Source organism: Thiobacillus sp., assembly GCF_030696885.1.
In the GTDB taxonomy this organism is placed as follows: Bacteria; Pseudomonadota; Gammaproteobacteria; order Burkholderiales; family Thiobacillaceae; genus Thiobacillus.
The window spans coordinates 249,491-261,701 of sequence record NZ_JAUYRI010000017.1; the positions used below are offsets into that span (position 1 = coordinate 249,491).

The window sequence follows — 12,211 nt, forward strand, 5'->3', positions numbered from 1 at the left end:
ATCTAGATGCGCTGGCGGGCGCGTGCGATGGCGGCGCGCACCTGCGTCGGCGCGGTGCCGCCCAGGTGATCGCGGGCGGCGAGCGAGCCTTCCAGCGTCAACACGGCGTAGATATCGTCTGCGATCAGGGGGCTGAAGGCCTGCAGGTCGGCCAGCGGCAGGTCGGCCAGATCGCGCCCGGACGCTTCCGCCGCGCGCACCGCGCGTGCCACCACTTCGTGCGCATCGCGGAACGGCACCCCTTTCTTCACCAGGTAGTCTGCCAGATCGGTGGCCGTGGCAAAGCCCTGCATCACCGCGGCGCGCATCGCGTCCGGCTTGACCGTCACCCCGCGCAGCATGTCGGCATAGATCGCCAGCGTGTCGGTCAGCGTGTCGACGCTGTCGAACAGCGGTTCCTTGTCTTCCTGGTTGTCCTTGTTGTAGGCCAGCGGCTGGCCTTTCATCAGCGTCAGCAGGGCGACCAGGTTGCCATTGACCCGCCCGGTCTTGCCGCGCACCAGCTCGGGCACATCCGGGTTTTTCTTCTGCGGCATGATGGATGAGCCCGTGCAGAAGCGGTCGGCCAGGTCGATAAAGCCGAAGCGCGGGCTCATCCACAGGATCAGCTCTTCCGACAGCCGTGACAGGTGGGTCATCACCAAGGCGGCTGCGGCGGCGAATTCGATCGCGAAGTCGCGATCGGACACCGCGTCGAGCGAGTTCTCGCACACTGCCTCGAAGCCGAGCTGGTCGGCGACGAACTGGCGGTCGATCGGGTAGCTGGTGCCGGCCAGCGCGGCGGCACCGAGCGGCAGCCGGTTCACCCGGCGGCGGCAGTCGGTCATGCGCTCGGCGTCGCGCGCCAGCATCTCGAAATAGGCGAGCAAGTGGTGGCCGAAAGTGACCGGCTGCGCCACCTGCAGGTGGGTGAAGCCCGGCATCACCGTGTCGGCATGCTGTTCGGCCAGGTCGACCAGTGAAGTCTGGCAAGCCTTGAGCCCGGCCACAATGCGGTCGATCGCGTCGCGCAGGTAGAGGCGGATATCGGTCGCCACCTGGTCATTGCGGCTGCGGCCGGTGTGCAGGCGCTTGCCGGCATCGCCGATCTTGGCGGTCAATGCGGCCTCGATGTTGAGGTGGACGTCCTCCCGGTCGAGTGACCAGCTGAATCCCCCCGCGCGAATCTCGGCCAGCAGTTCGGCCATACCGCCCCGGATGGCCTCCAGATCGTCCTTGGACAGCACGCCGACGTGGTGCAACATGGCGGCGTGCGCCAGCGAACCCTGAATATCGAACTCGGCCAGCCGATAATCGAAGGGTATCGACGCGGTATAGCGTTTGACGATTTCGGAAACCGGCTCGGAAAAACGACCGGACCAGGCGCCGGTCGGCGGCGTCGATGACGTGCTCATGGGGCAGGTATGGGGATGAAAAGAAAGAATCATAACAACCGGCAGGTTGAATTGCCGAACTTCTGTCACATGGGTGTCAACCTGCGCATCGCGCTGACGGTGGAAGCCGCGCTGGTCGCCGGCGTGATTGCACGCGTGCCCGACGCGCCGGCCTTCTGGGCCGACTTCATCGCGCTGTCGGCGCTGGCGCAGCCGGCGCTGCTGCTGACCCTGTTGGCGCTGTGCGCGGCCGGAAACTGGCTGCGCAGTCGCCCCTACCGGCTGGGCGTCGCCTGCACGCTGGCCCTGGGTGTGGCGGTCCCGGTGCTCACCACGCTGTGGCTGAATCCGCTGCTGGCCGGACCGCATCCCGTCCCGCCGGCAGGCGTCGCGCTGTTTGCGCTGGTGATTGGCGCGGGCCTGCTGGCCTATTTCAACCTGCGCGCCCGTGCGCTGTCGCCCGCGATCACCGAGGCGCGGCTGCAGGCCCTGCAGGCGCGCATCCGCCCGCACTTCCTGTTCAACAGCCTCAACGCGGTGCTATCGCTGGTGCGCAGCGACCCGCGCCGCGCCGAGCATGCGCTGGAAAACATGGCCGACCTGTTCCGCGCGTTGATGAGCGATGCCCGCCAGCTGGCCCCGCTGGAAGACGAAGTCGCGCTCACCCGTGCCTACCTGGAACTGGAGCAACTGCGGCTGGGCGACCGCCTGCAGGTGGTCTGGCATATCAACAAAATGCCGGGCGATGCGCTGATTCCGCCGCTGGTGATCCAGCCGCTGGTCGAAAACGCGGTCTATCACGGCATCGAGCCGCAGTCGGAGGGCGGCGAGATCAGCCTCAATATTTATCGCAGCGCCGACAAGGTGCATATCGTGGTGCGCAACCCGATCGCTGCCGAAGCTGGCCATCACAAGGGCAACCGCATCGCGCTGGCCAACATCCGCGAGCGCCTGCTGCTGCACTTCGATCTCGACGCCCAGCTCAAGTTGGAGCCGCTGGGGGCCGTTTATCAGGTGCACATTGTCATTCCCTATACCCGTGAACGCACCCAACCTGCCCCTGCGCGTCCTCATCGTCGATGACGAGGCGCCGGCGCGCCGGCGTTTGCGCGACGTGCTGGCCGACTGCGCCGAACAGCTGGCGGTCGATATCGTCGGCGAAGCCGGCAGCGGCGTGGAGGCGATGGAGCAGGTACAGCGCCAGCCGGTCGACGCGGTGCTGCTCGACATCCGCATGCCGGACATGGACGGGCTCGAATGCGCCGCCCACCTCAACCGGCTGGCCGCGCCGCCCGCGATTATCTTCAGCACGGCCTACGATATCTATGCCTGCCAGGCCTTCGACCTCAATGCCGTCGATTACCTGCTGAAGCCGGTGCGCGCCGACCGCCTGGTACGCGCGCTGTCGCGGGCGCACCGGCTCAGCGCCACCGCGCTCGACCACCTGCGCGAGGCCCATCCCAAGGCCCGCAGCCACCTGTCGCTCAACGAAAAAGGCCGCATCGTGCTGATTCCGGTGGCCGACATCCTCTTCCTCAAGGCCGAACTCAAATACGTCACCGTGCGCACCCCCGCGCGCGAATTCCTGATCGAGGAGTCGCTGACACGGCTCGAAAGCGAGTTCGACGAGGCCTTCCTGCGCATCCACCGCAACTGTCTGGTCGCCACGGCGCGCATCCGCGAAGTGGGCAAAATGCCCGGTGACGACGACGGCCATTTTTTGCGCCTGCACGGACTCGACGAGCGTTTGCCGGTCAGCCGGCGTCAGTATTCGACCCTGCGCGAAAAAATAAAGCAAATATAAACAAATACTTGGGTCGTCCCTACAACTAAAGTTGTATAGCCAAATTCTGCAGCCCTCCGTACGATGAATTTGCTTGTGGTTTCGGCCGCAAGCTGGAAGTTCTCCGCAACGAGGGGTTGTCCTCTCTATTCCGCCGGGTTCGCAAGAACCCGGCATTTTTTTGTCCGCACTGGGTATCATCGCGGACATGAAAAACGCCATTCCCGACCTCACCGAAACCGAGCTTGAGAGCGAAACCGTCTTCCATGGGCGGCTGATGCACGTCAAGCGCGACCGCGTGCGCTTGCCCGACGGCCGCGAATCGACGCGCGAATACATCGTTCACCCCGGCGCCGTCGTCGTCATCCCGGTGTTCGACAACGGCGATCTGCTGCTGGAGCGCCAGCATCGCTACCCGCTGCACCGCGACTTCATCGAACTGCCGGCCGGCAAGATCGACCCTGGCGAAGACGACCTGACTTGCGCGAAACGCGAACTGGAAGAGGAAACCGGCTACACCGCCGCCGAGTGGCGCGAAGTCACCACCATCTATCCCTGCATCGGCTATTCTGACGAGCGGCTGGCCTTCTACCTGGCGAAGGGGCTCACCGAAGGCACCCACGGCCGCGACCACGACGAATTCCTGGAAATTTTCCGCCTGCCGTTCGCCGAGGCGATGCAGTGGGTCAAGGACGGCCGCATCTGCGAGACCAAGACCGTGATCGGGCTGTTCTGGCTCGAAAAAATGCTGCAGCAGGGTTGGTAGCCCCGTTATCCGGTGTCATCCTGGCGTGTAGGCCAGATTCGGCGCCAGCCAGCGTTCAGTTTCCGCCAGCGTCCAGCCCTTGCGGCGGGCATAGTCCTCGACCTGGTCGCGTTCGATCTTCGCCACGGCAAAGTACTGGCTGTCGGGGTGCGACAGGTAGAAGCCCGATACCGCGGCGCCCGGCCACATGGCGAAGTTTTCAGTCAGTACCACGCCGATCTGCTCGGTCGCGTCGAGCACCTTGAACAGCGGTGCTTTTTCGCTGTGCTCGGGGCAGGCGGGGTAGCCCGGTGCGGGTCGGATACCCCGGTATTTTTCCGCGATCAGCTCGTCGTTGGCGAGCGCTTCCTCGCCGGCGTAGCCCCAGTATTCCTTACGCACACGCAAATGCAGATGCTCCGCAAAGGCTTCGGCGAGGCGGTCGCACAATGACTTGAACAGGATGGCCGAGTAGTCGTCGTGCGCGGCTTCGAACGCCTTGGCGCGCTCGTCTTCTCCGATGCCGGCGGTCACCACGAAGGCGCCGAGATAGTCCTTCAAGCCGCTGGCTTTCGGCGCGACGAAGTCGGCGATGCACAGGTTGGCGCGGCCTTCCGGTTTCTTCATCTGCTGGCGCAGGTTGTGCCAGGTCATCAGCACCTTCTCGCGCGACTCGTCGGTGTACACCTCGATGTCGTCGTCGTTGACCGTGTTGGCCGGGAACAGGCCGAACACCGCGCGCGCCTCGATCCAGTTTTCCGCGATCATTTGCTTCAGCATCGCCTGGGCGTCGTTGTAGAGCTTGGTCGCCTCGGTGCCGACCACTTCGTCCTTGAGGATCTTGGGGTATTTGCCGTGCAGTTCCCACGAGGCGAAGAACGGCGTCCAGTCGATCACCTCGACCAGCTTGGCCAGATCGTAGGTCTTCAGCACATGGACGCCGGGCTGTTTCGGCACCGGCGGCGTGTAGCGAGCCCAGTCAATCTTGAACTTGTTGGCGCGTGCCTCGGCAAGCTTCAGCCGCACGGTGTCGGACTTGTGCTTCAAATGCCGTTCGCGCGTAATCGCATAGTCCGCCTTGATTTCGGCGGCGAAGGCGTCGCGCATGTCCTTCGACAGCAGCTGGGTGCAGACGCCGACCGCGCGCGAGGCGTCCTTCACGTACACCACCGGGTGTTCGTAGTTCGGCTCGATCTTCACCGCGGTGTGCGCCATCGAGGTGGTGGCGCCACCGATCAAGAGCGGAATGGTGAAGCCCTGGCGCTGCATTTCCTTCGCCACATGCGCCATTTCCTCCAGCGAAGGCGTGATCAGGCCCGACAGGCCGATGATGTCGGCCTTGTGCTCGCGCGCGGCATCGAGAATCTTCTGCGCCGGCACCATGACGCCTAAATCCACGATGTCATAGCCGTTGCAGCCGAGCACCACGCCGACGATATTCTTGCCAATGTCGTGGACGTCGCCCTTGACCGTGGCCATGATGATCTTGCCCGCGCTTTGCGCGTCGCCGGCCTGTTTGTCGGCCTCGATGTAGGGCAGCAAATGGGCCACCGCCTGCTTCATCACGCGGGCGGATTTCACCACCTGCGGCAGGAACATCTTGCCGGCGCCGAACAGGTCGCCGACCACGTTCATGCCGGCCATCAGCGGGCCTTCGATCACGTGCAGCGGCCGCTCGCATTTGAGACGCGCGGCTTCGGTGTCCTCCACGATGTATTGCGTGATGCCCTGGACCAATGCATGACTGAGCCGCTCGTTCACCGGAAGCTGGCGCCACGACAGGTCCTCGACGCGTTCCTTGGCGCCGCCTTTCACGTTTTCGGCAAAGCTCACCAGCCGCTCGGTCGAATCGTCTCGGCGGTTCAGCAGCACGTCCTCGACGCGTTCCTTCAGCTCGGGGTCGAGGTTGGCATACACGCCGAGCTGGCCGGCGTTGACGATGCCCATGTCCATCCCGGCCTGAATCGCGTGATACAGGAAGGCTGTGTGGATCGCCTCGCGCACCGCGTCGTTGCCGCGGAACGAGAAGCTCACGTTCGAGACGCCACCCGAGATGTGCGCGTGCGGGAGATTCTGGCGGATCCAGCGGGTGGCCTCGATGAAGTCGACCGCGTAGTTGGCGTGTTCCTCGATGCCGGTGGCGACCGCGAAGATGTTGGGGTCGAAGATGATGTCCTCGGGCGGGAAACCGACGGTTTCGGTCAGCAATTTGTACGCCCGCGCGCAGATCTCGGTCTTGCGCGCGTAAGTGTCGGCTTGGCCGGTTTCGTCGAAGGCCATCACGATCACCGCCGCGCCGTAGCGCCGGCACAGCGTCGCGCGCTCGATGAACTCGGTTTCGCCTTCCTTCATGGAAATCGAGTTGACGATGCCCTTGCCTTGGATGCACTTGAGGCCGGCTTCAATCACGCTCCATTTCGACGAGTCGATCATGATCGGCACCCGCGCGATGTCGGGCTCCGAGGCGATCAGGAGCAGGAAGCGCACCATCGCCGCCTCGGCGTCGAGCATGCCCTCGTCCATGTTGATGTCGATGATCTGGGCGCCGTTTTCCACCTGCTGGCGCGCGACCGACAGCGCGTCGTCGTAGCGGCCTTCGAGGATCATCCGGGCGAAGGCTTTCGAGCCGGTGACGTTGGTGCGCTCGCCGACGTTGACGAAGAGGCTGTCCTTGCTGACGTTGAACGGCTCCAGCCCCGACAGGCGCATCGCCGGTTCCAGTACCGGCGGGGTGCGCGGCGCGACGCCTTCGACCGCCTTGGCAATCGCGGCGATGTGTGCCGGCGAGGTGCCGCAGCAGCCGCCGACGATGTTCAACAGGCCCGAGCGCGCCCATTCGCCGATGTGCACCGCCATTTCGGCGCCGTCCATGTCGTATTCGCCGAAGGCGTTGGGCAGGCCGGCGTTGGGGTGGGCCGAAATCAGCACGTCGGCCTTGTTGGAGAGCTCCTCGACGTACTGGCGCAAGAGATCGGGGCCGAGCGCGCAGTTGAGGCCGATCGACAACGGCCGGGCGTGGCGCACCGAATTCCAGAACGCCTCGCCGGTCTGGCCGGAGAGTGTGCGGCCGGAGGCGTCGGTGATGGTGCCGGAGATCATCACCGGTAGCCGCATGTCGTGGATGTCGAAGTATTCCTCGATCGCGAACAGCGCCGCCTTGGCGTTGAGTGTGTCGAAAATCGTCTCGACGATCAGGATGTCGACGCCGCCCTTGACCAGGCCGTCGATTGCTTCCAGGTAGGCCACGCGCAACTGGTCGAACGTGACGTTGCGGAAGCCCGGGTCGTTGACGTCCGGCGAGATGGTCGCGGTGCGCGAGGTCGGCCCCAGCACGCCGGCGACGAAGCGCGGCTTGGCAGGATTGGCCGCAGTCGCCTCGTCGGCGGCCTCACGCGCCAGTTTGGCGGCAGCGAAGTTGAGCTCCGGCACCAGATGTTCCATGTGGTAGTCCGCCATGGAAATCGCGGTGGCGTTGAAGCTGTTGGTCTCGAGGATATCGGCGCCGGCGGCCAGGTACTTGGCGTGGATTTCCTTGATGATCTGCGGCTGTGTCAGCGTCAGCAGGTCGTTGTTGCCCTTGAGGTCATGCGCGAAGTCGGCGAAGCGCTCGCCGCGATAGTCGGCCTCGGAAAGCTTGTACGACTGGATCATCGTCCCCATCGCGCCATCGAGAACCAGGATGCGCTGGGCGAGCAGGGAATGCAGCAGGGCGGTGCGGGACATGGCGGTCAACTGGGGCAGGGGAACGTCGCATTATATAAGGTCAGCCTGCCCCTCCGGCCGGCCTGCCCGGATAACGAGTTCCTGTCGCTGCCGTCCGGCTTTCGACAGCGCGCACGTAGGGCGCAGGTGGCCGTGCTTGCGCGCTGGCGCCTTGCGCGCCCGATCATGCCGGGTACGAAATTTGCCCTGTTGGGACTGTCGGATGCTGCGGACATGCCGCGCCGCAACCGGATACCAACAAGGACGAGATGAGTAACCCAATGCCGAACGCTTCACTGAAGGACACCGATTCCCCACGTGTCAAAACGCGCGTGGCCCCGTATGTCCTGCTGGCCTGCCTGCTGGTCGGAGGGATCACGGCGTCGCCGGCGCAGGCCGACCGTGCCGCCGCCGCCTCGCGTTACTACGAGGATGCGCTGGTGCGCTACGAACGGCGCGATGACGCCGGCGCGATCATCCAGCTGAAAAATGCGCTGAGGGAAGACAGCCGCATGTTGCCGGCGCTGGTGCTGCTGGGCCAGGCGCATGGCCGGCGTGGCGAATACGCGGCCGCCGAACGGGTGCTGGCCGATGCGGAACGTCTGGGCGTGGCGCGCGCCCAGATCGTGGTGCATCAGGCGGAGGCCTACTTCGGCCAGGCGAAGTACAGGGCCTTGCTGGAAAAATTCGGTGTCGATGGCCTGCCCGCGGCGCCGCGCCTGGAAATTCTGCTGCTGCGCGCGCAGTCGCAGATGGCGCTTAATCAGCTCGATTCGGCGCTGGGGTCCGCCCAGGCAGCCGAAGCGGTTGCGGGCGGGGCGGCGCGCGCGCTGGCGCTGCAGGCGCGCATTCATCTCAATGCGGGCCGGCCGCAGGACGCGCAGGCCAGCGTTGCGCGTGCCCTGCAACGGGCGCCACAGGATGCCGACGCATGGAACATGCAGGCCTCGATCGCGCATGCCGCGGGCAATCTGGATCAGGCGCTGCAAAGCTATGGCCGCGCGCTCGCCAGCCAGCCAGACCACCTCGATGCGCGGCTTGCGCGCGCCGGCCTGCTGCTCGATCTGAACCGCGACCGTGAGGCCTGGGCCGATCTCGAACACCTGCAGAAGAAATTCGCGTCCGATCCGCGTAGCGCATACCTGCGTGCCCTCTATCACAGCCGCCGCGGCGACGAAGCCCCGGCACGTGAGGCGCTGATCGAGGCCACCCGCACGCTGTCGCAACTGCCTGCCGAATTCGTGGCGAGCCGCGACCAGCTGCAGTTGCTGGGTGGACTGGCGCATTTCGCGCTGAACGAGTTCGAACGCGCCAAGGGCTACCTGACCCAGTATCTCAATGTGCGTCCGCGCGAAGTCGGCGCGCGCAAGGTGCTGGGGGCGATCTACCTGTCGGAAAAACAGTACGACCGCGCCCTCGCCATGCTGGAACCCGCGTTGAAGGCGCAGCCGGATGATGCGCGCATCCTCTCCATGCTCGGCTCGGCGCACATGGGCAAGGGCAATCACGTCAGGGCCTCGTCCTTGTTTCAGGAAGCGGCGCAGGCAAAGGACAGTCCGGACGTGCAGTTGGGGCTCGGCCTCAGCCTGATCGGCCGCGGCCAGCAGGATGACGGATTCGCTGCGCTGCAGCGCGCCTACCGACAGGACCCGGGACAGGCCCAGACCGGAGCGCCGCTGGCGATTACGCATCTCAAGCGCGGCGAGCCGGGCAAGGCGGTGGCCGTGATGGAGGCCGTACTCAAGCGCGAGCCGCGCAATCTGTCGGCGCGCAACCTGCTGGGCGTCGCCCGGCTGGCGGCCGGCGACCGTGCGGGCGCACGCGCGGCCTACGAGGCCGTCATCAAGGCCAGCCCGTCATTTCACGCAGCCCAGTTGAATCTCGGACGACTCGACGAGGCCGAAGGGCATGCGCCGCGCGCGCGCCAGCGTTACCTCGGCGTGCTCAAGGCCGATCCCAAACATGTCAGCGCCATGCTCGAGCTGGCGCGACTGGAAGAGGCCGCAGGCCGTTCCGCCGAGGCGGTGCGCTGGCTCGAAAAAGCCCGCAGCCTGCAGGCGCGCGACCTGCGTCCGATTCTGGCGCTGAGCAGCCTGTACCTGCGGCAGGGCAATGCCCAGAAGGCGCTCGACATCGCCAAGGACGCGCAGGCCATCGCGCCCGAACAGCCCGACACGCTGATGGCGCTGGCGCTGGCGCAAATCGCTGTCGGCAACGTCGAGCTTGCGCGTGTCTCGCTCAAGCGCATCAGCCAGCTGGCCTCGTTCGATCCGGGCTGGTTGGTCCGTGTTGCGGCACAGCAGATGCGCGCGGGCGATCCCGAAGGCGCCCGCTACACGCTTGGCAAGGTCCTGCTGGCCGAACCGAACCACCTGCCCGCCCTGATGCAGCACATTCAACTCGACCTGCAAACCGGCAAGCTTGCTGATGCCGAACGCCGCATCACCGCGCTGCTGGAGCAGCCCCATGCGCGCGCCGAAGCCCAAAGCCTGCTGGGCGAACTGCGCATGCGGCAGCAACGCCCGGCCGATGCACTGCAGGCCTTCCGCCTTGCCCATACCGGACTCAACTCCCGCGATAGCCTGTTTGGTCTGTACCGCGCGTTGCTGGCGTCGAAGCAGGCGCGCGAAGCCGCTGCGCTGATGCAGGACTGGAGCCGGCGTCAGCCGGGCGATCGCGGCGCGCGCCATGCCCTTGGTGAGGCCTGGCTTGCGCTCAAGGATTGGCCGCGCGCGCGCGCCGTATTCGACGAACTGGTCCGCAGCGACGATCGCGATGCGCGCGCCCACAACAACCTTGCCCATGTGCTGCTGCAGCAGCGCGAACTCGCCGCCGCGCTCGTCCATGCGGAAAAAGCCTACGCACTGGCGCCCAATGTGCCCGAGGTCAACGACACCCTGGGTTGGGTGCTGGTGCAACAGGGGCAGGCCGAAAAAGGCCTGCGCTATCTCCGCGATGCGGCATTGCGCGCGCCCGACAATCCCGAGATCCGGGCTCATCTGAATGCAACACTGAAGCGGCTGGGGCGGAATTGACCCGGCCCGTATCCTTGTCGCCCTTTTTTACACTTTTGATGAGATCAACAGGCAGAAATCAACCAACTAATTGATAGTTAAGTAAATTAATTTTTTGGTATTGAACTTGCTTTAAGTCAGGCAACACCATAACCCCTCAGCTTCTGGAGCACACAATGATAATCATGCGGACTTCCACCCATCTGGCCGGCCTGGTTGCGGCTGCGGCACTGTGCGGTGCAGGCAGCGCGTTTGCTGCCACCTGGACCTTCACCGGTGCATTGGAACAGCCCGCAGGGTATGGCGCGGCGACGGATACGGCCGGCGGCGTGACGGCCACCGCCACGGCGTGGGCGAACACGGCCAACGGCCCCAGCGGCACCAACACGGTGCTGGCAAGTGCCTACCTCACCCCGCAGGGCACCAGCGGTGTGGGTGCGCGGCATGCTGACAGCGAGTCCACCAGTTCGCCGCAGCATGCGATCGACAACGACGGCCGCATCGAATCCGTGCTGTTCAGCTTTGCCGGCGACAAGGTCAATCTGAGCGCCACCTATTTCGGCTGGGTCGACAACGATTCCGACTATTCCGTCTACGCCTACACCGGTGCGGGCACAGGCGGCGTCGCAGGCCTGACCTATGCGGACCTCACCAGCAACGGCTGGAGTCTGGTCGGCCACTACAACAGCAACAGCAGCGCAGGCAGCAAGTCGATCAACAGCGACATCTTCTCCAGCTACTGGCTGATCGGCGCCTACAACGGCACCGGATCGGGCATGGATACCAAGAAGGACTACTTCAAGCTGAAGTCCGTGACCGGCGCCACGTGCGCCGACACGCCAGGGGGCAAGGGATGCGGCCGCACACCGCCGCCCGGAGGCAGCATTCCGGAGCCCGGCACGCTATTGCTGGTCGGCATCGGCATGCTGGGCCTCACGCGCATGAAGCGCCGCCAGACGGCGGCTTGAATCCAGCGCGCGCAGTCCAACCCCGCTTTTGCGGGGTTTTTTTTCGGCACGGCCTGCCGCCGGCAGCATATCGACGCGCTGCGGAGCTGCTATGTTGAAGCCTTACTGATCCAGGAGCCTGCATGAAGCAGTTCAACCCGCGCGAGGCGCACGCTTTTCTGCAGTCTCATCCCGAGGCCGTATTCATTGATTGCCGTTCCGAGATCGAATATCTGTTCGTCGGCCATCCCGTCGGCGCGATCCATATTGCCTGGCAGGACAGCCCGGACTGGGATGTCAATCCGGACTTTCTCGGCCACGCGCGCAAGGCGGCCTCGGTCAACCGCCCAGTGGTGCTGATCTGCCGTTCCGGGCGGCGCTCGGCGGACGCCGGCCGCTACCTCGAAAAATACGGCTTTCCCGAGGTGTACAACATTCAGCACGGGTTCGAGGGTGATATGGACGCGTCGCATCACCGCAGTACGAAGAACGGCTGGCGGTTTGACGGCTTGCCATGGGAGCAGACCTGAGCTTGTTTGTTCACACGACGTAGCCCCCGTCGCGGGGATTGTCCCGGGACGCTGCGTTCGGCTACGCCCTGTAGTCAGAGTCTGCTCCTTCGGTCCGGACGAAAAAAATCCCGCACG

The 12,211-nt window shown here is 65.0% G+C and carries 8 protein-coding genes; 6 read left to right on the top strand and 2 right to left on the bottom strand.

Annotated features, from left to right (window positions below; translation table 11 throughout):
• Nucleotides 1–2: 2 nt before the first annotated feature.
• On the bottom strand, nt 3–1,394 hold the full coding sequence (gene argH / locus Q8R61_RS08965; protein ID WP_305536364.1) for an argininosuccinate lyase: 1,392 nt from the start codon (nt 1,392–1,394) through the stop codon (nt 3–5).
• 15 nt (nt 1,395–1,409) lie between these two features.
• On the opposite strand from argH, the gene Q8R61_RS08970 reads away from it, so the two are divergent.
• The 3 genes from Q8R61_RS08970 to Q8R61_RS08980 all read left to right on the top strand — a co-directional run bounded on the left by Q8R61_RS08970 (nt 1,410) and on the right by Q8R61_RS08980 (nt 3,922).
• A complete protein-coding gene (locus tag Q8R61_RS08970) occupies nt 1,410–2,456 on the top strand; it encodes a histidine kinase (protein WP_305536366.1) in 1,047 nt (348 codons plus the stop codon).
• A complete protein-coding gene (locus Q8R61_RS08975; protein ID WP_305536368.1) occupies nt 2,413–3,177 on the top strand; it encodes a LytTR family DNA-binding domain-containing protein in 765 nt (254 codons plus the stop codon). The genes Q8R61_RS08970 and Q8R61_RS08975 overlap by 44 nt, the downstream gene beginning before the upstream one ends.
• A gap of 187 nt (nt 3,178–3,364) precedes the next feature.
• Entirely contained in the window at nt 3,365–3,922 is a 558-nt protein-coding gene (locus tag Q8R61_RS08980; RefSeq protein ID WP_305536370.1) for an NUDIX domain-containing protein, read from the top strand.
• 15 nt (nt 3,923–3,937) lie between these two features.
• Here the strand turns inward: Q8R61_RS08980 and metH are convergent, their stop codons facing one another.
• Entirely contained in the window at nt 3,938–7,624 is a 3,687-nt protein-coding gene (metH, locus tag Q8R61_RS08985) for a methionine synthase (RefSeq protein WP_305536372.1), read from the bottom strand.
• A 260-nt stretch (nt 7,625–7,884) separates the two neighbouring features.
• Between metH and prsT the strand changes: the two genes are divergently transcribed.
• The 3 genes from prsT (at nt 7,885) to Q8R61_RS09000 (ending at nt 12,094) form a co-directional block, all read left to right on the top strand.
• A complete protein-coding gene (gene prsT / locus Q8R61_RS08990) occupies nt 7,885–10,638 on the top strand; it encodes an XrtA/PEP-CTERM system TPR-repeat protein PrsT (RefSeq protein ID WP_305536374.1) in 2,754 nt (917 codons plus the stop codon).
• 164 nt (nt 10,639–10,802) lie between these two features.
• Nucleotides 10,803–11,585, top strand: a complete 783-nt coding sequence (xdp1, locus tag Q8R61_RS08995; RefSeq protein ID WP_305536376.1) for an exosortase-dependent surface protein XDP1 — start codon at nt 10,803–10,805, stop codon at nt 11,583–11,585.
• Between the two features lie 122 nt (nt 11,586–11,707).
• Nucleotides 11,708–12,094, top strand: a complete 387-nt coding sequence (locus Q8R61_RS09000; protein ID WP_305536378.1) for a rhodanese-like domain-containing protein — start codon at nt 11,708–11,710, stop codon at nt 12,092–12,094.
• Nucleotides 12,095–12,211 lie beyond the last annotated feature (117 nt).

Bases quoted from the DNA above. Each gene is read 5' to 3' on its own strand.
- Q8R61_RS08970 (WP_305536366.1), top strand. From the start codon at position 1,410: ATGAAAAGAAAGAATCATAACAACCGGCAGGTTGAATTGCCGAACTTC.
- argH (WP_305536364.1), bottom strand. From the start codon at position 1,394: ATGAGCACGTCATCGACGCCGCCGACCGGCGCCTGGTCCGGTCGTTTT.
- xdp1 (WP_305536376.1), top strand. From the start codon at position 10,803: ATGCGGACTTCCACCCATCTGGCCGGCCTGGTTGCGGCTGCGGCACTG.
- Q8R61_RS08980 (WP_305536370.1), top strand. From the start codon at position 3,365: ATGAAAAACGCCATTCCCGACCTCACCGAAACCGAGCTTGAGAGCGAA.
- metH (WP_305536372.1), bottom strand. From the start codon at position 7,624: ATGTCCCGCACCGCCCTGCTGCATTCCCTGCTCGCCCAGCGCATCCTG.
- prsT (WP_305536374.1), top strand. From the start codon at position 7,885: ATGCCGAACGCTTCACTGAAGGACACCGATTCCCCACGTGTCAAAACG.
- Q8R61_RS09000 (WP_305536378.1), top strand. From the start codon at position 11,708: ATGAAGCAGTTCAACCCGCGCGAGGCGCACGCTTTTCTGCAGTCTCAT.